This window comes from Massilia sp. NBRC 108631, from assembly GCF_059704565.1.
This window is the reverse complement of sequence record NZ_BAAKJE010000173.1, coordinates 18694-41644: the sequence shown is the minus strand read 5'-3', so window position 1 is coordinate 41644 and position 22951 is coordinate 18694. Positions and strand designations below refer to the sequence as shown.

22 protein-coding genes, 1 tRNA gene and 1 pseudogene are annotated in these 22951 nt (G+C 62.9%); 7 read left to right on the top strand and 17 right to left on the bottom strand.

Translation table 11 applies throughout. The annotated features are described in order from the left end of the window. The first annotated feature begins 150 nt into the window (after positions 1–150). Positions 151–227 (top strand) — tRNA-Met (locus tag AC6H42_RS19160). A gap of 78 nt (positions 228–305) precedes the next feature. Next, positions 306–1757, top strand: coding sequence for a tyrosine-type recombinase/integrase (locus tag AC6H42_RS19155; RefSeq protein ID WP_497548724.1), 1452 nt, complete (start codon positions 306–308; stop codon positions 1755–1757). A gap of 82 nt (positions 1758–1839) precedes the next feature. Here the strand turns inward: AC6H42_RS19155 and AC6H42_RS19150 are convergent, their stop codons facing one another. The 5 genes and pseudogenes from AC6H42_RS19150 to AC6H42_RS19130 all read right to left on the bottom strand — a co-directional run. Further along, on the bottom strand, positions 1840–2049 hold the full coding sequence (locus tag AC6H42_RS19150) for a KTSC domain-containing protein (protein WP_497548723.1): 210 nt from the start codon (positions 2047–2049) through the stop codon (positions 1840–1842). Between the two features lie 17 nt (positions 2050–2066). Continuing rightward, positions 2067–3854: an ATP-binding protein gene (locus tag AC6H42_RS19145; protein WP_497548722.1), complete on the bottom strand. Its 1788-nt coding sequence runs from the start codon at positions 3852–3854 to the stop codon at positions 2067–2069. After that, on the bottom strand, positions 3847–4995 hold the full coding sequence (locus AC6H42_RS19140) for an SIR2 family protein (protein ID WP_497548721.1): 1149 nt from the start codon (positions 4993–4995) through the stop codon (positions 3847–3849). Before AC6H42_RS19140 ends, AC6H42_RS19145 begins: the two co-directional genes overlap by 8 nt. A gap of 216 nt (positions 4996–5211) precedes the next feature. Continuing rightward, positions 5212–5802 carry a LuxR C-terminal-related transcriptional regulator gene (locus AC6H42_RS19135; RefSeq protein ID WP_497548720.1) on the bottom strand — a complete coding sequence of 197 codons (591 nt, stop codon included), beginning with the start codon at positions 5800–5802 and terminating at the stop codon, positions 5212–5214. Between the two features lie 35 nt (positions 5803–5837). Continuing rightward, positions 5838–6137: pseudogene (locus AC6H42_RS19130) on the bottom strand (type IV secretion system DNA-binding domain-containing protein); the annotation flags it as partial. Positions 6138–6150: 13 nt separating this feature from the next. Between AC6H42_RS19130 and AC6H42_RS19125 the strand changes: the two are divergent. From AC6H42_RS19125 to AC6H42_RS19115, 3 genes are all read left to right on the top strand, one after another. Further along, positions 6151–6588 (top strand): restriction endonuclease, encoded by a 438-nt coding sequence (locus tag AC6H42_RS19125; RefSeq protein WP_497548719.1) that lies wholly within the window; start codon positions 6151–6153, stop codon positions 6586–6588. Positions 6589–6797: 209 nt separating this feature from the next. Continuing rightward, positions 6798–7841 (top strand): type II toxin-antitoxin system RnlA family toxin, encoded by a 1044-nt coding sequence (locus AC6H42_RS19120; RefSeq protein WP_497548718.1) that lies wholly within the window; start codon positions 6798–6800, stop codon positions 7839–7841. Continuing rightward, a complete protein-coding gene (locus AC6H42_RS19115) occupies positions 7838–8221 on the top strand; it encodes a type II toxin-antitoxin system RnlB family antitoxin (RefSeq protein WP_497548717.1) in 384 nt (127 codons plus the stop codon). The genes AC6H42_RS19120 and AC6H42_RS19115 overlap by 4 nt, the downstream gene beginning before the upstream one ends. Positions 8222–8763: 542 nt before the next feature. On the opposite strand, the gene AC6H42_RS19110 is transcribed toward AC6H42_RS19115, so the two are convergent. From AC6H42_RS19110 to AC6H42_RS19100, 3 genes are read right to left on the bottom strand one after another with little or no spacing between them, the layout of a single operon-like run. Further along, a complete protein-coding gene (locus tag AC6H42_RS19110; RefSeq protein WP_497548716.1) occupies positions 8764–9405 on the bottom strand; it encodes a hypothetical protein in 642 nt (213 codons plus the stop codon). Positions 9406–9425: 20 nt separating this feature from the next. Further along, entirely contained in the window at positions 9426–9563 is a 138-nt protein-coding gene (locus AC6H42_RS19105) for a hypothetical protein (protein ID WP_497548715.1), read from the bottom strand. Between the two features lie 20 nt (positions 9564–9583). Continuing rightward, a complete protein-coding gene (locus tag AC6H42_RS19100; protein WP_497548714.1) occupies positions 9584–10024 on the bottom strand; it encodes a hypothetical protein in 441 nt (146 codons plus the stop codon). Positions 10025–10140: 116 nt separating this feature from the next. Between AC6H42_RS19100 and AC6H42_RS19095 the strand changes: the two genes are divergently transcribed. Both AC6H42_RS19095 and AC6H42_RS19090 read left to right on the top strand, forming a co-directional pair. Then, the gene (locus tag AC6H42_RS19095) at positions 10141–10932 is read left to right on the top strand and encodes a hypothetical protein (protein WP_497548713.1); all 792 of its coding nucleotides are present in this window, start codon (positions 10141–10143) and stop codon (positions 10930–10932) included. Next, positions 10929–13187, top strand: coding sequence for a hypothetical protein (locus AC6H42_RS19090; RefSeq protein WP_497548712.1), 2259 nt, complete (start codon positions 10929–10931; stop codon positions 13185–13187). Before AC6H42_RS19095 ends, AC6H42_RS19090 begins: the two co-directional genes overlap by 4 nt. Here the strand turns inward: AC6H42_RS19090 and AC6H42_RS19085 are convergent, their stop codons facing one another. From AC6H42_RS19085 to ileS, 9 genes are all read right to left on the bottom strand, one after another. Continuing rightward, positions 13188–14093, bottom strand: a complete 906-nt coding sequence (locus AC6H42_RS19085) for a DNA-3-methyladenine glycosylase 2 (RefSeq protein WP_497548711.1) — start codon at positions 14091–14093, stop codon at positions 13188–13190. It lies immediately after the preceding gene. After that, positions 14090–14980 carry a DMT family transporter gene (locus AC6H42_RS19080; protein ID WP_497548710.1) on the bottom strand — a complete coding sequence of 297 codons (891 nt, stop codon included), beginning with the start codon at positions 14978–14980 and terminating at the stop codon, positions 14090–14092. Before AC6H42_RS19080 ends, AC6H42_RS19085 begins: the two co-directional genes overlap by 4 nt. 113 nt (positions 14981–15093) lie before the next feature. After that, on the bottom strand, positions 15094–16116 hold the full coding sequence (locus AC6H42_RS19075) for an XdhC family protein (RefSeq protein ID WP_057157489.1): 1023 nt from the start codon (positions 16114–16116) through the stop codon (positions 15094–15096). 34 nt (positions 16117–16150) lie between these two features. Further along, positions 16151–16594: a surface-adhesin E family protein gene (locus tag AC6H42_RS19070; protein WP_057157490.1), complete on the bottom strand. Its 444-nt coding sequence runs from the start codon at positions 16592–16594 to the stop codon at positions 16151–16153. Beyond that, the gene (locus AC6H42_RS19065; RefSeq protein ID WP_157201130.1) at positions 16594–17745 is read right to left on the bottom strand and encodes a M48 family metallopeptidase; all 1152 of its coding nucleotides are present in this window, start codon (positions 17743–17745) and stop codon (positions 16594–16596) included. The genes AC6H42_RS19070 and AC6H42_RS19065 overlap by 1 nt, the downstream gene beginning before the upstream one ends. Positions 17746–17800: 55 nt before the next feature. Further along, positions 17801–18250: a dUTP diphosphatase gene (gene dut / locus AC6H42_RS19060; protein ID WP_057157491.1), complete on the bottom strand. Its 450-nt coding sequence runs from the start codon at positions 18248–18250 to the stop codon at positions 17801–17803. A 5-nt stretch (positions 18251–18255) separates the two neighbouring features. After that, a complete protein-coding gene (gene coaBC, locus AC6H42_RS19055) occupies positions 18256–19476 on the bottom strand; it encodes a bifunctional phosphopantothenoylcysteine decarboxylase/phosphopantothenate--cysteine ligase CoaBC (protein ID WP_057157492.1) in 1221 nt (406 codons plus the stop codon). Between the two features lie 26 nt (positions 19477–19502). Next, a complete protein-coding gene (gene lspA, locus AC6H42_RS19050) occupies positions 19503–20012 on the bottom strand; it encodes a signal peptidase II (RefSeq protein ID WP_057157493.1) in 510 nt (169 codons plus the stop codon). 67 nt (positions 20013–20079) lie between these two features. Beyond that, positions 20080–22944: an isoleucine--tRNA ligase gene (ileS, locus tag AC6H42_RS19045; RefSeq protein WP_497548709.1), complete on the bottom strand. Its 2865-nt coding sequence runs from the start codon at positions 22942–22944 to the stop codon at positions 20080–20082. Between the last annotated feature and the right edge of the window lie 7 nt (positions 22945–22951).

The following is a 22951-nucleotide window of genomic DNA, read 5'->3' as shown; positions in this document are numbered from 1 at the left end:
AGTGCTTACTTTACACCGATTGCAGGCGCTGCGCGTAGCGCGAACGCAAGCTATGCGGGCGGGTGGAAGGATAAATCGGCTCTATCATCGATGATTTTGGGATTGATATTGCCTAAAGTCTCCAGTTGCCCTATAATACGTTCATACAGACGCGGGGTGGAGCAGTCTGGCAGCTCGTCGGGCTCATAACCCGAAGGTCACAGGTTCAAATCCTGTCCCCGCAACCAGATTCGGCGAAGCCGTTGATTCCTAAAGTGAATCAACGGCTTTTTGCTTTTCCGAGGTGCGCCACCTAGTGAGCCACCATGCACATCAAGACCCCGCGCCTTATTCGCAACCGCCTCGGCGTCTATTATTTCCGCGTCAAACTCGACGGCATTGAAAAACGCCTCAGCCTTCGCACCAAGTGTTCTCAAACTGCTAATATTCTCGCGTTGCAGCTCAACTTGGATATTGAGAGGAAGCGCTTGATGAGCAATCCACTGCTGGCCGACCTGGGCCTTGATGCCGACCGGTTGCGCCGTTACGAGCTGGACTTGAAGAACGGCGTGGCGAAAGCCAAAGGTCCCGCCGACCACAAGCGCATGATGGAGGCCATCGACAAGATCGGCATGCTCCCTCCCGATCTCCCGTCCTACCCCACGCCGGGCCTCCACGCCCCGGCGCCGCCACCCGCGCCGGTCATCGCCCCCTCAATGCCGCTGTCGGCTGCGACAAAGGTCTGGCTGGCGGAGCGGGCGAAGAAGAACGCCCCCCGCACCGTTGACGCCGAGCGCTTCCACATCGCGGATTTCGCGCGGCACCTCGGCGCGGACCTGCCGGTCAACGAGCTGTCCAAGCCCGTCGTGGTCGGCTACAAGAACGCCCGGCTGGGCGAGGGGCAGACCGGCAAGACGGTGGACAACAAGCTGATGACGCTCCACGACTTCTTCAAATACCTCAGCGCCAACGCCCTCTACACCGCCTCGGACTCGAATCCGGTCGATGGCCTGTTCGTGCTGACCAAGCGCGAGCGCGTGAAGAAGAACGAGCCCTACCAGCCCTTCACCAACGACGACCTGCAAGCCTTCTTCGATCCCGCGTCCTACCCCCATGCGATGGACGCGCCGGACCTCTTCTGGTCCCCGCTGGTGGCCGCCTACACCGGCATGCGGATCAGCGAGGCGACGGCGATCCGCTGCGACGACGTGCGTCAAGCGAATGGCGTGCATTACATCCACATCCCCGAGAGCAAAACGACCGCCGGGGTCCGCAACGCGCCGATCTCCGATGCCCTGATCGAGCTGGGCTTCCTCGACTACGTGGCCGAGGCGCGGGCGGCTGGCTGCGACCGAATCTATCCGGACAGGACGAAGGTGAACCACACTTACTCGAAAGAGCTGTCGCGGGCCATGCTGGAATATCAAGCAGCCATCGGCATCAAGAAGGAAAACGACCACAAGAGTTTCCACTCGTTCCGGGTGAACGTCATCACTGCCATGGCGGACAACGGCGCGAACACGCCCCAAGTGATGAAGATCGTCGGGCACAAGAACGGCGGGAGCGACGAGACGCACCTCGGCTATGTCCGCGAGCTTAAGGAACTCAAGCCAATCGTGGACGCCCTGAGCTGGCCGATTGATGTGGCCGCGTTGCGGTATGACGGGCGCTATGAAGAGTTCTTGCTCAACAAAAAGAACTGGGCGGGCGCGAAGCCCAAGAGAAAAGCAGCCAACGCCGCCTCGGTCAAAAACAAGACAGTGAAAGCGCAAGATTGAAGCGTTCAATTCGGAGTCGCTAGCGCGCCTCTCCTAGCCTGCCTTGCCTGGGCGCCGCCAGGCGGGCAGGCTAGGCAGGAGATCAGATTTCGGTGTAAGGATAGGCATTCTTGATATTCGTCGCGTGATAGCTGCCCACCGACGGCGCGTGCTTGAGCTCGTTAAAAACGTACTCAGGGACATTGGAGTAATCGTATGTCCTGTTCGATTTGAACTCGATGCGCAGGGTGTTCGAGGTGGAGTCGTAGCCGATACGCTCGATGTTCGACGAGTCAACGAATTGCATGTCCATGGGGGCTCCTGTTTTGGTTAGTCCTGCTTGGGCGCGGCGCTTGGGTCTTGATTGCGCCACGCAGACACCAGCCCCGAATAGTCCTCCTCGCCAACCGCCTTCGACCAGCTTGCGGCGACCACCGGGTCTTTGCTATCGGGGAAATGGCCTTCTCGCGGCAGCTTGAAGCGGCAGCGCATCGGCAACCGGGCGGCCTCGCCAGCGATGACGGCCTCCCCGGTTCTAAGCACTGGCAAGCTGTCCACGATTCCGGAGATCCCTTCCGACATCGCCGACTTCACGCGGCTGCGATCCGTGGCGTTGTTGATCCTCAGCGCGAACAGCGTTCCGCACTGCGACAAGATGGTTTCGTCAATTTCGGAGGGCCGTTGGCTGACCAGCATGGCGCCGACACCGAACTTGCGCCCCTCCTTCGCGATCTTCTGCACCATGCCCTTGGCCAACCCGACGGACCCGGCGGACAGGTAGCGATGGGCCTCTTCCAGCACCAGTAGCACCGGCCTGCTCTTCATGCCTTCTTTGTAGTTCCGGCCCCATAAAGCCGACTCGAAAATAATGTCCAGAACGGACCCAAGCAGCAAATCCAACCGCGCGGAAGGCATGCCGGAGAGGTCGAGAATGGTGACCGGTTTGTCGTGACCAAGCCAGCTCTTGATGAGCTCCGGCAGATCTTTCTTCACCTTCAACTCGGCATCAGGCTGCCAATCGCCTGGATTCATGAAGAAAGAAAACTGATTGTCCAACAAACGCGACCGCATTAATTCAAGCTGCCTTTTCATCGAGCCGCCGCTGCCTTTAAACGGGGACTTCCCGCCAGGAGCAGGCGGATTGAATTTTGGCGGAGTCAAAGTCTCCGCATCCCCTTCCTCGGCGACAGAGGGCGTTGTTTGTTCCTTGTCCTCCCAATTCACGTTGTCATGCCACATCAGGTCATGCCAGATCTGTTTTAAATTGAACGGGATGGGCGTGTCCGCCGAAATCCGTCCCTGATCGACACCCGGCACAGCGTTGTTTTTGATGAACGCGATCTTCTGTTCCACGATGCGGTCAAAAATCAGGCTTTTGTTGCCCTCGGAGGTCGGGCCGCACAGAAAATCAATCAGGTTTTCGGATGACACGCACCAGTAAGGAATATGAAGCTTGGTTTCCCCCGCCTTGGGGATGACCGAAAAAACGGAGGCGATATCGCCCAGCGCTGCCGAATACTCCCCATGGATGTCGATCAGCACGATCCGCGCCGCAGGGTAGCTGGTCTTGCCATGCTCATCCGTCACGATGGACCTGAGCAGGCTGGACACGCTGGTGGACTTGCCGGAGCCCGTCGAGCCCAGCACTGCGGAGTGGCGGGTCACCAGCTTGTCCAAGTCGATGCTAACCTTGATACTGTCCGAGCTCGACAGCGTGCCCACGACGATCTGGCCGGAGTCCGCGCCGCCATAGATTTTTCTGAGATCGCTCTCGACAACCAAGTGCGCCTCGTCGTTGATGCTGGGGTATTGGCTGATGCCCCGCTCGAACTCGTCGCCAATCGTTTCGCCCACCAACTCGATCTTGATCCAGCGGCGATCCGTTTCGTGCGCGTCGCCGATCTGGTCCACGCTAGAGGATTCGCTGGTCTCTGCGATCAGTCCATACAGGTTGTTATACCCTTGTGGAATCCTGACGAAGCTGCCCACTTGGCCCACGCGATGGGTTTTCCCGCCAATGATCAGCAAGCCGGAGTTCACCTGCGGCGCCAGCTCAACCGTCAATGAAGAGCCCGCCACGGCGCTGACGCTGCCCAGGTAAGTCGGCTCCTTATTCATCGGCGGCGGCCTCGGGCGCTGGCGCGGGCTCAATCGCTTTGGATTTTCCACCGCCGGACATGGCGAGGAATCGAGCCAACAGCTTGAAGTCCCCCAACAAGAACGCGCCTTCATGCCAGTATTCCGCGCGGATCGCCTCCCAATTTTTGCTGGGCGGATCGCCCAATTTCCAAGGGGCCCTGATGCCATTGATGATAGCGCCGTCCCGGCAGTAGACGCTCATGTTCGGGCAGCGAGACGCCAGCTCGGATGCGTAGACCTCGTTTTCAAGAGTTTGATACTGCAACGCGATCAAGGCGGAGGAGGGGTTGGCGGACATGCACTCGCTCAGCTTGGCGGAAATGTGCGCGTCGGCGAACGAGAAGCCCGAGCAGATGAGCAACGTGTCAGGCTCTAACAGAAAATTCTTCAAGCGCTCAAACAACGACGAGAACGGCGCGGACTGCGTTTGGTCATACTTGATGTGCGATGGATACACCATCGTGGAGCCCGCCTCGGCGTTGCTGCGGACAATCTCGCCGGTGGCGCTCTTTGACCAGCCAATGGAGCCGTGCAGCTTCCACAGGCGCACCCAGCGCTTGGGCAGGTCGTTGTTGGAAATGCTGGATGGGTCGAAAAACGGAACCTTGGAGCCGGAGAAGCCGTCGAAGTAAGGCGTCCTGACGCGCTCCATCGCCTCCTCGAAAAGCAAGTCGTAGTTGGTGGTGAAAATTTCCACCGGGTGGTTGCGATTGATGCCATTGATCCACGAAATCGTATCGGAAAACGGGTTCTCTCCCGCTGGCAACGGCTTGTTCACGATCTCATAAATCAACGCGCATATCTTTTGCGACAGGGACTGAAAGCCCTCGGCGTCAAGGCCGCAGACCTTGGATTCGCCGATTACCTCCGCCAACGCGCGAATGCGAGAGAGAGCCAGCTCGATGTTCGAGTTTTGGATCTGCTTTTCGATCCCTTCAAACGCTTCCTTGAACTCGTCCTGGAGGCCTTTTCGGATCAGCTCCGTCAAGCCAGCAACATTAGGGATCAGCGGCACATAGGCACCGTCCTCGCCGACGTTTACGCTGACGGGAGCGCCCGCGCCGATCAGTATCCCTATCTTTTTGCGCCCATGGGAAATGATATGTTTGAAGTCAAACATATACTGATCCGGGTTGTGAACGGTCTTCGTCACGCGTTGCCTTTACGGATGTGGAAGGAGCAGTGGTCGCCAAGCGCGAAACGGCTTCATGGCGCGCCGGGGATGCCAGACTGTCATATTATTAACAATAGGAAATTTAGGCAAGGAAAGGTTTTCGCTTGCAAATCGCTATCAACTGGCGCCAGAATGCCCCGCCTCCGCGCGTTGCCGAGGCGGCTACACAGGCAGCACCTGGGAGCGGAGGAACGCTTGGCGATACAGCTCCGCGCCGTTCGCGAGGCCCAGCTTCTTCTTGATGTTCGAGCGATAGGTCTCGACCGTATGCGGCGACAAGCTGAGCTCCCGCGCGATGTCCCCTTTCTTCAAGCCTTGCCCGATCAAGCGGAAGACGGTGATCTCGCGATCCGACAATGCGCTCAGCTCTGTCGGATCGTCGGCCAATCCCGCGCTGGCGATGCGGTTCACCAGGTCGTCCCGCAGCGCCTCCGACAGCCACACCTTGCCGCTTCGGACCGTCTGGACGGCGTGCTTCATCGCCTTCGCCGCCGACTGCTTCATCACGTAGCCCCGAGCTCCTGCGCGAATCGCTCGCTCCGCATACAAGCGTTCGTCGTGCGCCGAGACGACGAGGATCGCCATGTCGGGAGCGACTGAGCGCAGGCGCTTGATCAAGTCGAAGCCTAGCGAGCCGCCGAGGAAGAGCTCCACCAGCGCGAGGCTCGGGGCGACGCTCCGCGCCAAGTCGAGAGCCGCTTTGGGGCTGTCCGCCTCGTGGATGATGAACGCCTCGTCAAGCTGGCGGAGCAAACCGACTGCGATCCGTCGCGTCCAAAGCTATGCGACTCGTTGCGCCGCTCCACCTCTTTCGATCCCAGCGCTTTGGCAAGCGCTTCCGCAGTGTCGCCCTGACTCATCTGCCCCACTAAAATCGACCCGGTCATCGAAACGAGCGAGCGGACTGATTCGCGGCCATGCACTTCCTCTAGCTGCGACAAGTCCTGACATGCGGCGACACAGCGAACGCCGCGAGAACGACCAACTGAAGATAACGGGAGAACAGGTATCTTTCCACATTGGGGCAACTCATCCAAAACAATCCAAACTTTTCGCTTCGGATCGTCATCAATTTCGACGCTATTCACGAGCCCGCCCAACTTGGCTCCGCAAGCTCGCGGCTATGCGTTTGAAAAATTCCTCAAGACGCTTTTCGATGTTTTCGGTTTGGAAGCTCGTCAAGCCTTCCGCCTGCAAGGAGAGCAAATCGACGGCAGTTTTCAATTGGGCCATGAAACCTATTTGCTGGAAGCCAAATGGCAAGGCGCTCCCATCGGCGCCGCCGACCTGCATGTCTTCCAAGGCAAGCTGGATCAGAAAGCCGCATGGGCTCGCGGCTTGTTCATCAGCGACAGCGGGTTCACGGCGGACGGCCTAGCCGCTTTTGGCCGAGGCAAGCGCATCATTTGCATGAGCGGCTTGGATCTCTACGAGATGCTCAACCGCGAGATTCCCCTAAACCACGTTCTTGAGCGCAAGGTCCGCCGCGCGGCGGAGACCGGCGCCGCCTTTGTTCCGGTGAGCGAGCTGTTTCCGTAATCGCGGTGGAAAGCTGGGAGTTCCGCCGCATAAAGAAGCGCGCCACATTCGTGGCGCACTGCAAGTGCGTTACGTGTATAGAAAAAATAATGGGCGAAAACGAGGCTCAATGTCGACTAGCTCTTTCTGAAGGGTCGCAGACTTCTGGTAAGATCGCGGTCTACCTCACTACATCGAAGCGCTCAGCAAACCACAGCGCGCAGAATTCAATGGCCGTAAAACTGAACTCCATCTACCTCGACGCTAGCAAGATCGAAGGCGCTATCAAGAGCTTCCGCAGCGACATGGCGGTTGACGGCCCTACGGCCAAAGAGAAGTTTACGGAGTATCAGTTGACCGTCCCCGACGCTCCGGTTGGCATATTGCATGTGTATCACCGAGCCGACGGCACCATCACGCTTCACCACAAGGTTGGCAAAAATCAGGAGCTCTCGTTAGCCGTCGCGGAGCATGTGGCGACCGCTTGCAAGAAAACGGAGTATGAGCAACGCCCGCTCGTGCTGGAAGTGATCGCGCAGAAAGACTGGGACTTCTTGATCGCGCATCTGGGCGACGACTGGAAGTTTCAAGTGACCCAAGAAAAGCTGGAGCACGGCGTTCGCTACAAGATCAAGAAAGCCCAGGGCGACGAGGTGTTCGTGCATCGCTACAACACCGGACGCTTCTTGATGCAAGGGAAGGCCAGGGAACTCTACGGGGTGGTCGCCTCCCTGCTGTGCGAGCTCACCCCGGACAAGCAAGCGATTGTTCAAGCCCAGTTGGCGACTTTCAACTTGGAGCAAGTGAAGGCGCAGGATTTGCTGGAAGAGCTCAAGCAATGGACGCCTAGCGCCGTTAACATACTTGGAGGGGCGGGGGCAGCGATCATCGCGCCATCGCTCGCGTTGGCGAAGTTGAACATAGAACTGACCGATTATTCGGCGTTCGCCTACCCGGCGCTCAGAGGTTTGGAAGCCTACATGAAGGCGCTGATGGCAGAGCATGGCGTAGCGATTTCGAACGCGGCAGGCTTTGGCAGTAGCTTCAACGGGCCGAAGCTCAAGAGCGGCGTCGCCACGCGGATCAAGTGCCCCAGCACTGTTGCCGCTGTGGAAGCCTCTTACGCGTTGTATAATAAACACCGGCCCAGCCTTTTTCACACGGAAGCAAACGTGGAGTTTTCACGGATCATCGAGCGAAAGGAAGAAGCGGTCGGCATCGTGCATGATGTGTTGAGGACCATCGAGCAGACGGCTTCCCAAATACCAAAATGAAACGATCAGGAAAACATTTCGAAGTTTTAGAGGCTCCCGGGGAGAAAGCGTTCATATGCTTCTCTTTGGACAGCGCTCGGCCAGACTCTTATATGGATGAGCTGGAAAAAGCTTTGATAGCGAAGAGATTTGAGGGCGACGTTTTGCTCGACCTCTTGGTCGCGAACGGAGAGTCCTCGCGCCGCTTTCTTCGATTGACATTTGACGGCCAGCGACTGCATTGGCTCAAAGCCAAGCCTGCCCCCATGGCGACCCTGAGCAAAGCGTTGCTGGACTTTTGCCAGAGCTTTTACGCCGCCCATCCCGCCGCGCTGAAGAACAGCGTCTTGTCCCCCGCCGCCCAGCACCGCATCAAGACCAGCGCTCACGCGCTAGCGTGAGAGCCCTTATACACCCTAGCTTTGCCTCCGACATCGGCTTACCAAGCATATAGGCCTGCCAAGTCGCGCCTTCTCTGCAAGCAACCACCTTGACTGAATTGACTTCGTTTCCCTCTAGCCAAGCCAGCAAATCGGACTTGAGACACACGTTCTAGTTACCTCCCATCAAGCCGTCCCCCCCTAGGTTGGACAGACTCCGATCTAGTCCTCGCTGCACCATCGCCTCCAAAGCGCTCAAAGACTTCGCAAAAAAAATGCAGCCTTGATTCGCAAGCAGCACGTAATCAACCAATCCATCGGTCGAGGCAAAGCCAGGTCGCATCATCAGAACACCTCATACCCGACGATTGACACCTAGATTTCTCTATGAGAAGAGATACTGGAAGGGAAATCTCCTATTTCGTATAAAGGCAGAGAAAAATGACAGACTTCGGAATTTATGGACTTTTTGCGCTTATTTTTGGCCTTATATCCGGCACATTGCTAGGCCAGCTTCTTGGGGCGAAACTAAATACACGAGAAACAAAAGCCAAAAACTCTCGCTAACTTTCCTTTGCTTCTCCTTTTAACTCTCCTATGATTTGCCCAGTAGGTTGCGGAGGAAGAGGGGAATTAGCATCCAATGGCATAATGTAGCCAGTAAATCGGGCATGAATAGTAGTCGTTAGTTTTTTAACCACTACCGCTCCAACTATACAATTCCCTCCGATCCCCGAAATTAACAAATAAAAGTTTATCAGATACGAAATAGAGCTCGGCGTTACGTGTGCATTATCGAGAGAAATTTGGGAAGCTAAAAATGCCCCTGCCAATCCCTCTACAGACAAAAAAGCACCGCTCCATAACAACGCGCTCGGCGTATTATATTTTGTGATGGAAGCTAGAGCACCTGCTAGGCCCGCAGCTCCTACCATGATTGCGATTACTGCAGTCCATGCCGATTCAGTCATACTGTGCGACTCTTTGGAGAAGTTGGAAATTGCCAATGTAGCATGAAAAAGTATCTTGCCGTAAGTAAAAAGTGATACACTTGTGGTCACACCCCTTGAACCCCGCGCCCGGAAGCCCTCGCGCCGCGCTTCGCCTTCAGGTTCAACGGCTAGGCCGACTTTTGAGTCCGCGTTGGGCACGTATCCTGTCCCCGCAACCAGATACAGAAAGCCGTTGAATTCGAAAGAGTTCAACGGCTTTTGCGTTTGGGCGCTTATTTTTTCAGGAACACAATGAAGTAAAGCGAGAACAGGATAAAGGCCACCCCGCTGACGATGACGAGCATGCCCAATCGATTGGTGAGTTTGTGCCGGTTTTCCTGATTCTCAATATACTCGGCAAACCGCTTCATGATTTTCCTCCGGCGCGAGCCTATCCCGCCAAATAGTAGTGAACCATCGCGTAAGTAACGGCTGTTATAACAGCGACGATGATTGATATTAGCACTATCCCTGGCAGGGCATTCGTCCCATCACCGTGCTTTGCGGCGGTTGCATCCGACGTGCTGATTGAGACCAATACCGACGATACGACAATGATGAGCACATGCAAGCCGATCGCTGCCCATGCGTACACCGCCTTGTTTTGATCATGCGATTGCCCGAACGTGCCTGCGGCTTCATGGCAGGCCGCTGCGCACATTGCGATGACAGGCCAGTACAGTTGGCCATCCTGCACTGCCCATCTGAGCAGCACTTTTACTTTGCCCCTGTGCTGACGGCCTGCAGCCAAGAGCGGCAGCAGCGCTAGAGGGGCGAGCAACGGGACGCCGATGTTCAGCAGGAACCAGCCCAGGAAGTTAATGAGTTCCATGTTTGCGCCTCGGGGAGGATGGAGGCAGCATAGCCGAGGGGGCTGCAGCCCGCTTTGGCGGGGATCAAGCGCTGACGAAGTGCATTCGGTGCATTGTTTCCATTATGATGTCGGCTATGCAACGATCACTCCTTGTCCTGCTCGTTTTCCTGGCCTGTTCCGCGCTCCGTGCGGACGGGCATGCCGGCCCCGCTGCGCACCCTGCGCTGGCGCGGCTGCCGGCGCGCATGCTGTGGGCCTGGGAGCGGCCGGAGGACTTGCGCTGGCTGCCGGCCGATGTGGGCGTGGCCTACGTGGCTTCCACCATCCTGCTGCGCGGCGCGGACGCGCTGGTCCATCCGCGCACCGCGCCGCTGCTGCTGGCCGACGGCGCGGCGCTGGTGCCGGTGCTGCACGTGGACGCGTCGTGGCGCGAGCCGCCGGCGCTGAGCGCGCAGCAGTCGGCGCGCATCGTGCAGGAGCTGCTGCGCGTGGCGCAGCGCGGCAACCGCAGCGTGGTGCAGCTCGACTTTGAAGTGCGCCGCTCGCAGCGCCCCTTCCTGGCGCAGACCATCGCCGGGATCCGCCGCCAACTGGACCCGCGCATCGCGCTGTCGGTGACGGCGCTGGCCTCGTGGTGCATGGACGACGCCTGGCTGCCGGCCGGCCTGGCCGACGAGGTGGTGCCGATGGCCTTCCGCATGGGAGCGGGCCAGGACACGCTGCGCCAGCGCCTGCACCGCCAGGGTTTCACACAGCCCGTTTGCCGCGCCGCCGCAGGCTACGCCAGCGACGAGCCGCCGCTGCGCAGCGTGGCCGCGCGCGGCTATTACTTTTCTCCCCGTCCGTGGACCGCCGCAAGCTGGCGCGCCATGCGGGCGCATACCTACGCAGACATTTCTTCAGACACCTACTCAGCCTATCCATGAAACGATTCCGTATCCTGCCTTCCATCATTGCCGCCGCGCTGTTCGCGGCGCTGCCGCAGCCTGCACTGTCCAGCGGCGGCGACGGCTTCAGCGCCAACCGCTTCGCATCCGAATTCCAGGTGGCGCCCGGCGTGCTGTCCCAGTTCGCGGGCGGCAATCTGGGCGTGCTGCCCGGGACCTATTGGCGCGTCTACCAGTACATGGCGTACCAGGCCGCGAAAGGCCGCCCGCTCACGCCGCAGCAATTGGCCGCGCTGGAACTGGACCGCTGGCACGTGGGCAAAGCCAGCGACTGGGACTATAGCTATGAAGCGGAGAAGAACGGTTCCGGCGCCTGGCTGAAGGAGCGTGCGGCGTACGCCAGGCAGTGGGGCCTGGCGGAAGTCAAACTCGACGTGATGGCGGACGTGGATCACGCCAGCTACGTGAACTGCCATGCCGACGCGTTCAAGCAGGCTGCGCTGACGATGAAGGCGCGCGCGCAGCTCGGCGCCGGAGGCAAGCCGGATCAATGGCACAAGGCCTGGCTGCAAGGACAGGATGCGGTGTTCGCCAACTGCGAGGAGCCGGCCTACCAATACGGCTCGCCCCAGCCGAAGCGCGTGGTGCAGCTGCCGCCCGCCGTGCCGGCCAATGCGCCGGACTGGCTGAAGGCCGACCAGGCTTACCAGGTCGCCGCCGCGCATTTCTACGCCCGCAATTTCGACGCGGCGCGCAAGCAGTTCCTGGCCGTGGCGCAGGATGGCAAATCGCCGTGGCGCACGCTGGGCGGCTACCTGGCTGCGCGCAGCCTGATACGCAGCGCCACGCTGGAGCAGGACGGCAAGGCGCCGGACCGCGCGGCGAAGCTGGCGCTGGCGCGCCGGGAACTGGAGGCGCTGGCGCCCGCCTACGCGCCGGCCAGGCAGATGATTTCGCTGGTGGACGCGCGCCTCGATCCGGTTGCGCGCATCGCGGTGCTGGCGCGCCGGCTGGAGCAGGAGCCGTTCAGCGCCGAGACGCCAAGGCTGCTGAGCGACTACCTGGTGCTGCTGGACCAGCAGCCGCGCAGCGCCATGATCCTGGCGCAGGAACCGTTGACGGCCTGGATCGGCAGCATGCAGGCCGAGGCGCCGCTGGACGTCTATGAAAGCCCGAACAGCAAAGAGGTGCAGCAGGCGCGCGCGCAAGCCTTGTCGACCCTGCGCGCGCGCTGGCTAAAGCAGCAGGACGATGGCGCCATATGGCTGGCGCCGCTGCTGACGCTGGCCCACGCCGGCGAATTGAGCGAGGCCGAGAAGAAGGCCGCCGCCGCCGTGCCGGCCAAACACCCGCTGTATGTCACGCTGCAATACCACCTGGCGCGGTTGGCCATCGCCGAGAAGCAGGCGGCGCAGGCCGACAAGGACATCGATCGCCTGATGGCCAGCCACGGCAAGGCCATGTCGGTGGCCACCAGCAACCGCTATCTGGCGCTGAAGATGTTTTCGGCCGGGAGCATCGATGAATTCCTGAAGGCCGCACCGCGCAAGCCCGACCCCGTCGAAGCGGGCGAGGCAATCGACAGCAAGCCGGCAGAAGGCGAAACCGACGAGGACTTCGGCCGCAGCGTGTACCGCCACTTCCCCACCAGCGCGCTGCGCGTCCTGCTGGCGCATCCGCGCCTGCCACAGCAGTGGCAACGGCAGCTGGAGGAAACCATGCTGGCGCGCGCGCTGATCTTCAACGACGAGGCGACCGCGCTGGCGCTGCTCGACAGCGTGGCCAAAGGACGCAAGACCACCGAGCACCTGTACGCGCGCTACCGCAAGGCAGCCTCCGGCGCGGAGCGCAAGCTGGCCGGGGCGCTGATCCTGGTGAATACGCCGGAGCTGAACCCGTCCGTGATCGACGCGCAAGGCCGCAGCCGCAACTGGGGCTGCCGTTCGGGCGGCCTGGAGCAGCCCGAGGCTGATCCGGCGCAGCCGCCGCGCTACCTGAGCGCGGAGCAGCGCGAGGCGGCGGGCAAGGAGCAGCAGCTGCTGCTCAAGCTGCCCTTGCGCACGGAGTTTATCGCGCCGACGCTGCTGGCTTGGGCCAGGCAGAAACCGGCCGACGAGGAGGCCCCGAAGGCGCTGCATTTCCTGGTGGCGTCGACCCGCATGGAGTGCCCGTACGGGACCGACAAGGAGGAAAAGGACCAGCTGCGCGGCCAGTACTCGAAGGAGGCGTTCAACCTGCTGCACAAGAACTACCCGAACAGCAAGTGGGCCAGGCAGACCAGGTACTTCTTCTGATCAGTCATCCAGGCGCGGGTGCAGGCTGGCCCACAGGTGCGCCGCCGCCATGGTGCGGTGGGGCGCGTAGCGCTTGAGGATTTCTTCGGTGCGCGGCATGTCCGGCTTGCTGTCTTCGCCCAGCAGCGCTTGCAGCGCGGCGCGGATGGCGACGTCGCCGTGCAGCGAGCAGTCGGGATAGCCGTAGCCGCGCAGCAGGCCGTAGTTGACGGTCCACGGGCCGATCCCTTTCACCGCCAGCAGCGCCTTGCCGATGTCGTCGATGCTGTTGGACGGGCCGGGCGCCAGATCGAGTTCGCCGCCGGCCACCAGCGCGGCGAAGCGCAACAGGGTTTCGGCCTTGGCGCGCGAGAATTTGCGGCTGGTGAGGTCTTCCACTTGCAGGCGCGCGGCGCTGGCCGCGTCCGGGTAGCACCACAGGCCGCTGCTGTGCTGCGTGCCCGCCTGCAGGATGAAGGTGCGGCGCAGCGAGATCGCGAAGGGCAGGTTGATCTGCTGGCCGATGATGGCCCAGGTCAGCGCCTCGAACACGGTGGCCGATTGCACGATGCGCAGGCCGGGCTGGCGGCGCGACAGCTCGCCCAGCAGCGTGTCGTTGGCGGCGAGGTCGAGGAAGGGCTGGGGATCGATGCGCAGGCCCAGCACGTTCAGCACGGCGCCGTGCGCTTGCGCAGCCAGCGCGGCCGGCAAGCCTGGCGGCGCGGCGGGCAGGTCGGCGTGTACCTCATAGTGCGCGGCCGCGCTGCCCAATGCGATGTCGAGCACCAGCGGCACGCCCTCCATCACCACGCCTTTGCGCAGCCGCTCCGGGCTGATCTGCTCGGCCACGCTTTGCGCATCGCGGCTGTGGAAGGCCAGCACGTCGTGCAGGCGGTAGCCGTGCGGCAGGTCGATGCGGTGCTTCATGCGGAGGCCGATTTGCGCAGCCAGCCCAAGCCGGGCTTGAAGCCGGTCACCAGCGCCGTGCCGACAATGACGATGGCCGACCCCACGACGGTGTACCAGCCCACCACTTCACCCAGGAACGCGGTGCCGAGCAGGATGCCGAACAGCGGGCTGAGAAAGGTGACGGTCAGCGCCGAAGTCGGTCCGACATCGCGGATCAGGCGGTAGTACAGCAGGTAGGCCACGCCGCTGCACACCACGCCCAGCGCCAGCGCGGCGCCCATGATGCCCACGGTGGCCTGGCCGGGCTGCGGGAAGAAGGCCAGCGAGGGCAGCACCAGCAGCGAGGCTGCCCACATGCTGCCGTGCGCGTTGGCGAACGGTTCCACCGCCCGGGCCGACTTGGCGTAGGTGCTGGCGATGCCGTAGTTGAAGGCGGCGAACAGCGCGGCGGCGATGGCCAGCCCTGCGCCCTCGCGCGAACTGGCGTGGTCGAAGCCGACCAGCAGCGCCACGCCGCCGGTGCCCATGACCAGACCCAGCATCACGCGCGCGGAGACCATCTGGCGCTGCCACACGGCGCCGATGACGGCGCCCCAGATCGGCGCGGTGGCGTTGAGCACCGCCATCACGGAGGCCGACAGGGTGCGCGCAGCGTAGGCGTACAGCAGGAAGGGCAGGGCTGAATTGAAGAAGCCCAGGATCAGGTAGTGCTTCCAGTTCTGGCGCAGCCCGAGCGGCTTTTTCATCATCAGCGCCACCGCCAGCAGGAACAGCGAGGCGAACACCACGCGGTATTCGATCAGCACGGCCGGCCCGAGCACCGGCGCGGCGATGCGCATGAAGAGGAAGGAGCCGCCCCAGATGGCGGCAAGCAGGATAAGGCGCAGCAGATTGGCAGTGCTCATGGGACGGTCTCGGTAGGGGCCCGCTCTGTCGGGTGGTCAGGCGGCGCCATTGTGCGGCCGGCGCGGGATAAGCGCCAGCCGGTTCTTGCTGTTGAATTCGTTCAGCTCAAGGCTCAGGTAACGACGCAGGCGTTCGGCGCGTCCGGCGTGGACGGCGCTTCCGGCGAGGCGGCGTGCTTCACTTGCAGCGCGGCCGGCACACCGTTCTTCACCGCCGTCATTTCGGCCAGGATGGAGATGGCGATTTCGGCCGGTGTCTTGCTGCCGATGTACAGGCCGATGGGGCCGTGCAGTTTGTCCAGCTGCGCCTCGGTCACGTCGAACTGGACCAGGCGCTCACGGCGCTTGGCGTTGTTCACGCGCGAGCCGATAGCGCCGACGTAGAAGGCGTCCGACTTGAGCGCTTCCATCAGCGCCAGGTCGTCCAGTTTCGGGTCGTGCGTCAGCGCCACCACGGCGCTGCGGTGGTCCAGCCGCATCTCCAGCACCAGGTCGTCCGGCATGGCGTGCACCAGCTGCACGCCGTCCACCTGCCAGCCGGCGCGGTATTCCTCGCGCGGATCGCACACGGTGACGTGGTAGTCCATGGCGGTGGCGATCTGCGCCAGGAAGCGCGACAGCTGGCCGGCGCCGATGATGAGCAGGCGCCAGCGCGGGCCGTGCTGGGTGGTCAGTTGCCCGGCGCCCAGTTCCAGCACGTTGCCGGCCGTGGTGTGCGCCAGTTGCACGGCGCCGGTGGCCAGGTCCAGGCGGCGCTCGACCAGCTGGCGCTGTTCCAGCATGTCCAGCAGTTCGGCGATGCGGCTGTGCGCGCCCAGCGGTTCGATGGCCAGTTCAATGGTGCCGCCGCAGGGCAGCCCGAAGCGGTGCGCCTCGTCGGCGGTGATGCCGTAGCTGACCACCTCCGGCACGCTGCGCGTGATGCCCTGCTCGCGCACCCGGGCGATCAGGTCGTCCTCGATGCAGCCGCCCGAGACCGAGCCGACCACGCGGCCGTCGTCGCAGATGGCGAGCGTGGCGCCGATCGGGCGCGGGCTGGAACCCCAGGTCTTGATGACGGTGACCAGCTCGGCGCGGTGGCCGGCGGCCACCCAGGCGGCGCTGGTTTTGAGTACTTCGAGGTCTATGCTGTCCATGGCCTTAACTATACTACGGCGCCGGAATTACGTTTTAGCGCCGCAGTTTTTTGCGGCACACGTACTTGAGGGCGGCCTCGGCGTGGCTGCCGGGCGCCGGCTTTTCAGCGTCGTACTGCTCGTATTTGAAGTTGCCGACCGCTTCGCCGCGTGCCAGCGTGGCCGGGTAGAAGGTCTGCGCCAGCAGCGTCACGCTGTGGTCCTTGCAGGAATACAGGTACTGCGCCTTGAGCGAACGGTAGGTCTTGCCGTCGGCGGAGGTTTGCGGCTTGCTGTGGGAGACCAGGGTCCAGGCCTTGCGGGCGTCTTCGCCGGCATCCTCCACCCTGGCCACGCTGGCCTTGTCGATGTAGAGCGTGGCCGCGCCGTTGCCGGACAGCTTGCTCCAGTTGGCGCCCTGGGCCGCGTTGGCGGCGTGGGCGGGCGCGAGGGAGACGGTGAGCAGCGCCGCCAGCAGCGGCAGGGCGGCGCGCTTCATTACGGCACCAGCGGTTTCTTCGCCGCCAGCTTGGCCTTGATCTCGGCCACGCCCTTGTCGATGGCTGCGAAACGGGCGGCGGTGGCGGGATGCAGGGCGGTATAGCCGTTCATCACGGAGGCCGGGTATTGCGACGACAGGCGCTGCCAGAACGGCTTGGCGCGCTCGATGTTGTAGCCGGCGCGCGCCAGCATGTACAGCGCCAGGTTGTCGGCCGCCGTGTCCATGTCCTGCGGCACCGGCTTGATGCCGCCGCTGCCGATCAGCAGCGACAGGTCCGGCCTGGTGCGCACCAGGTTGTCGATCATGCTGCCGACTGCGGCCGAATTGCGCATGGCGCCGGCGTGGCCCAGCACATTGTGCGCGATGTCCTTGGCCAGCACGTAGGCAATGGCCTCGTCGCTCTGGGCGAAGTTCATCATGCCGCGCGTGATCAGCACGCGCTGGCCGTCGGCGTAGGAATTGATGTTGTCGGCATTGCCGAGGTGGACGCGGATGGCGCAGGCGCGCGTGACGGGCACCTTGAGCGTCTGGTTGTTGCCGTTGCGGGCCACGGTCATGTCCAGCGCGGCTTGTTTGCCCACCAGCGGACCGAGCACCTCGGCCGCTTGCGACTCGGCGTCCGGGCCGCCGGGCAGCGACTTGCCTTCCACCGCCACCAGGCCGTCGCCCTTGCGCAGGCCGGCACGCGCGGCGCCGCTGCCGGCCAGCACGGAGCTCACCTGCAGGCGTTCGCCGTAGCCCAGCACGGCGTGCGCCGCGTCCGAGAATTCGCCCGGGTAGGAGTAGCGGTTCTGCGCGGTAAAGCCGAGCAGGTTGCGCGCCATGCTCTTGCACAGGTCGGCATTGTTGATCAGCAGCGGGGCCGACACGCGCGACAGGCGGTCTTGCAGGTTGACCATGACGCGCAGCGCGTCCTGCGCGGCGGCGGCCTTGGCGCTGAGCACCGGCTGCTGCGGTTCGGCCGGCGCCGGCACGGCGGGACCGGGCTGCGGCGCGGTGGCCTGCGGCGCAAAGGTGGAGCAGGCCGACAGCAGCAGCGCCGCCAGCGTTGCCGCCGCGGTTGCCAGCGTCCTGCCTGCCGGGCCGCCGATCGGCCTGCCCGTGCGCGCCGCCCCTGCCCGGGCCGCCCCCGCCGTTACCGTTATCATTGCCGTTGCCGTTGCCGATGCCAACGCTTGCGCCTTGCCTGCCATGCGATTTTCCTTAGTGTTTGCCGGTGCTGCCGAAGCCGCCTTCACCGCGTTCGCTGCCGCCGAATTCGTCCACCACGTTGAAGCCCACCTGCAGTACCGGCACGATGATCAGTTGCGCCAGGCGTTCCATCGGGTTCAGCGTAAACGTGTTTTGACCCCGGTTCCAGGTCGATACCATCAGCTGGCCCTGGTAGTCGGAGTCGATCAAGCCTACCAGATTCCCAAGCACAATGCCGTTCTTGTGGCCCATGCCGCTGCGCGGCAGGATCATGGCGGCGTAGCCCGGATCGGCGATGTGGATGGCCAGGCCGGTGGGCACCAGCACGGTCTGGCCGGGCTCGATGACGATGGGCGCGTCGATGCAGGCGCGCAGGTCAAGGCCGGCGCTGCCGGGGGTGGCGTAGGCCGGCAGCTGGTCTTTCATGCGCGGGTCGAGAATTTTGACGTCTACAGTTTTCATGAGTCTTATTGGAACAGCGAGTGCTTGTCGATGCGTTTGGAAATTTCGGAAATCAGCTGGCGCGCCAGCGTGAGCTTGTCGGCGCGCGGCAGGATGGTGTGGCCGTTCTCGTCGAACAGGATGATGGTGTTGTCGTCCTGGCCGAAGGTCTGGTGGCCGATATTGCCGACCAGCAGGGGGATGCCTTTCTTCTCGCGCTTGGCCGCGCCGTATTCGAGCAGGTTCTCCGATTCGGCGGCGAAGCCCACGCAGTAAGGGTAGCCGGCCAGGTTGGTGCGGGTGGCCACGGTGGCCAGGATGTCCGGGTTCTGTTCGAACTTCAGGTCCGGCACGGTGCCGTCGCCTTTCTTCTTCATCTTCTGCGTGCTGGGATTGGCCACGCGCCAGTCGGCCACGGCGGCCACCGAGATGAACACGTGCTGGCCGTGCACCGCCGACAGCACCTCGTCGTGCATCTGCAGCGCGCTTTGCACGTTGATGCGCTGCACGCCGAATGGCGTGGGCAGGGCGGTGGGGCCGGAAATCAGCACCACGTCGGCGCCCGCTTCGCGCGCGGCGCGCGCCACGGCGTAGCCCATCTTGCCCGAGGACAGGTTGGTGATGCCGCGCACCGGGTCGATGGCTTCGAAGGTCGGACCGGCGGTGATCAGGATGCGCTTGCCGGCCAGCACCTTCGGCTGGAAGGCGGCGATCAGTTCGGCCAGCAGCTGCTCGGCTTCGAGCATGCGGCCCAGGCCCACTTCGCCGCAAGCCTGTTCGCCGGCGGCGGGACCGAACACCTGCACGCCGTCGTCCTTGATCTGCTGGACGTTGCGCTGGGTGGCCGGGTTCTGCCACATTTCCACGTTCATGGCCGGCGCCACCAGCAGCGGCACGGTGCGCGGGCGTGCCAGGCACATGGTCGAGAGCAGGTCGTCGCACACGCCGTGCGCCAGCTTGTAGATGAAGTCGGCCGAGCAGGGCGCGATCAGGATCGCGTCGGCGTTGCGGGTGACGTCGATGTGGGCCATATTGTTGTCCACGCGCGGGTCCCACTGGCTGGTGTAGACCGGCTTGCCGGACAGGGCCTGCATGGTGACGGCGGTGATGAAGTGGGTGGCCGCGTCGGTCATCACCACTTGCACGCAAGCGCCTTCGCGCGTGAGTGCGCGGCACAGCTCGGCCGCCTTGTAGCAGGCCACGCCGCCGGACAGGCCGAGGACGATTTTTTTGCCGGTCAATTCCATAACTATTCCTTATTTACTGCGGCTACTTACTTGTTCACCCTGCGCAGTTCATCCAGGATGAACAGCGCGGCGCCGACGCAGATGGCCGAGTCGGCGATATTAAAGGCCGGGAAGTGGCCGATGCCCTTCCAGTGGAAGTCCAGAAAATCGACCACGTGGCCGTACAGGATGCGGTCGATCACGTTGCCGACCGCGCCACCCAGGATCAGCGCCAGGGCCCAGCAGAACATGCGCTGGCCGGCGTGCTTTTTCAGCAGGTAGACGATGAACAGGGCTGCGCCTATGCCGATGGCGGTGAAGAAGTAGCGCTGCCAGCCGCTCTCGTTTTGCAGGAAGCTGAACGCAGCGCCCCTGTTATAGGCCAGCACCAGGTTGAAGAAGGGCGTCACCACCACTTCCTCGCCCCAGCGGAAGGTCTTGTTGACGGTGATCTTGGTGATCTGGTCGAGCAGCAGCACGATGAAGGCAATGCCCAGCCATGGCGTCAGGCCGCCGGAGGAGGACTTGGAGGAAAAGCTTTTTGGTTTGGATGCCATGGAGGTCAGGATAGGGTTGCGTAGGGCGGGTTAGCGCAGCGGTGCTGCGCGTAACCCGCCGGGGAGTTTAAGCGAACTTGCGCTTCTCGCCCGCTCCGAACAGATTGCTGTGGCAGCGGCCGCACAGCGTCGGGTGGTCGGCGTGCGCGCCCACGTCGGCGCGGTAGTGCCAGCAGCGTTCGCACTTGGCCGCGGCCGATGCGGCCACCGCCACCGCCTCCTCGGCTTCCGAAGCCACTTGCACTGCCTTGGCCTGCGAGGTGATGAAGACGAATTTCAGGTCCTCATCCAGGCTGGCCAGCAGCTGGTACTTGTCGCCGGCCGCCTTGATCTCCAGCTCGGCCTGCAGCGAGGAGCCGATGGCGCCCGAGGTGCGCAGGTCTTCCAGCTGCTTGGTCACGCCGGTGCGCACGTCGCGCAGGGCGGCGTACTTGGCCAGCAGGGCTTCCGAGTCGGCCACGGCCGGCAGCTCCCACCAGGTCTGCGTGAAGATGGTCTCGTCGCTGGCGTTGTAGGCGTCGCTGCCGGCGAACACGGCCCACGCTTCCTCGGCGGTGAAGGACAGCATTGGCGACATCAGGCGCAGCAGGCTTTGCGTGATGTGCCACAGCGCGGTCTGCGCCGAGCGACGCTGCTGCGAGTCCACGGCGGAGGTGTACAGGCGGTCCTTCAGGATGTCCAGGTAGAAGCCGCCCAGGTCTTCCGAGCAGTAGTTCTGCAGCTTCGACACCACCGGGTGGAACTCGTAGTTCTCATAGTGCCTGGCGATCTCGGCCTGCAGGCGCGCCATGTCGGCCAGCGCGTAGCGGTCGATCTCCAGCAGCTCGGCCACCGGCACGGCGTTCGCTTTCGGATCGAAGTCCGAGGTGTTGGCCAGCAGGAAGCGCAGCGTGTTGCGGATGCGGCGGTACGATTCGGTCACGCGCTTGAGGATCTCGTCGGAGATCGACAGTTCGCCGGTGTAGTCGGTGGCGGCCACCCACAGGCGCAGGATGTCGGCGCCCAGCTTGTTCGACACGTCCTGCGGCGAGACGGTGTTGCCGATCGACTTGGACATCTTCTTGCCTTCGCCGTCCACCACGAAGCCGTGCGTCAGCAGCGCCTTGTAGGGCGCCGCGCCGTTCAGCATGGAGGAGGTCAGCAGCGAGGAGTGGAACCAGCCGCGGTGCTGGTCCGAGCCTTCCAGGTACAGGTCGGCCGGGAAGGCGCTCTGCCCTTTGTGCGAGCCGCGCAGCACGGTCTGGTGCGTGGTGCCGGAGTCGAACCACACGTCCAGGGTGTCCTTGTTCTTCTCGTACAGGGTGGCGTCCTCGCCCAGCAAGGTGGCCGGGTCCAGCGACAGCCAGGCGTCGATGCCGTTCTTTTCGATCAGCTGCGCCACCTGTTCCAGCAGCTCCGGGGTGCGCGGGTGCAGGTCGCCGCTTTCCTTGTGGATGAAGAAGGCCATCGGCACGCCCCACTGGCGCTGGCGCGACAGGGTCCAGTCCGGACGGTTGGCGATCATGCCGTGCAGGCGCGCCTGGCCCCAGTCCGGGAAGAATTGCGTTTCGTCGATGGCCTTGAGGGCGGTCTGGCGCAGGGTCGGGCCGCCGTCCTTCGGGTGCGCGTCCATGCCGGCGAACCACTGCGAGGTGGCGCGGTAGACGATGGGGGTCTTGTGGCGCCAGCAGTGCATATAGCTGTGGTCGAACATCTTCAGCTCGAACAGCGCGCCCGCTACCCTTAGCGCGTCGCAGATCGGCTTGGAGGCTTCCCAGATGGTCAGGCCGCCGAACAGCGGCAGGGTCGGCACGTACTTGCCGTCGCCCATCACCGGTTTCAGGATCTCGTCGTCCTTCATGCCGTGCGCCTTGCAGGAGATGAAGTCGTCCTGGCCGTAGGCGGGCGCCGAGTGCACCACGCCGGTACCGCTCTCGGTGGTGACGTAGTCGGCCAGGTAGACCGGCGACAGGCGGTCGTAGAAGGCGTCGCGCGCGTGCAGCGGGTGCTTGAAGCTGATGCCGGCCAGGTCCTGGCCCATGCAGGTGCCGATGGTGGTGCCTTCGAGCTTGTAGCGTGCCAGGCAGGATTCCACCAGGTCTTGCGCCAGGATCAGCAGCAGCGGCTGGCCGTCGCGTTCGGCCTGCACCAGCGCGTACTTCACTTCGGCGTGCACGTTCAGCGCCTGGTTGGACGGGATGGTCCACGGCGTGGTGGTCCAGATCACGATGAAGCCGTTCTGCGTCGGCAGGGCCGGCAGGTCGAAGGCCTTGGCCAGCTTGTCGAATTCATGGAAGGCGAAGCCGACGTCGATGGCCGGGTCGCGCTTGTTCTGGTATTCCACTTCCGCTTCGGCCAGCGCCGAGCCGCAGTCGAAGCACCAGTTCACCGGCTTCAGGCCGCGGTAGACGTAGCCCTTCTCCAGCAGCTTGCCGAGCGCGCGCAGCTCGTCGGCTTCGTTGGAGTAGTTCATGGTCAGGTAGGGGTTCTCCCACTCGCCCAGCACGCCCAGGCGGATGAAGTCCTTTTTCTGGCGCTCGACCTGCTCGTAGGCGTAGGCGCGGGCCTTGGTCAGCACGTCGGCGGTGGGCAGGTTCTTGCCGTGCAGTTTTTCGATCTGGATCTCGATCGGCATGCCGTGGCAATCCCAGCCAGGAACATAGGGCGCGTCGAAGCCGGCCATGGTGCGGGCTTTCACCACCATGTCCTTCAGCACCTTGTTGACGGCGTGGCCGATGTGGATGTCGCCGTTGGCGTACGGCGGGCCGTCGTGCAGCACGAACTTTGGACGGCCTGCGGCCGCCTTGCGGATGCGGTGGTAGATCTTCTTCTCTTGCCAGTCTTTGACCCAGTTCGGCTCGCGCTTGGCGAGGTCGCCGCGCATCGGGAACGGGGTTTCGGTCATATTGACCGGGTACTTGCTTTCAGCCTTCTTGGGTTTGTTGTCGGACATAGCGATC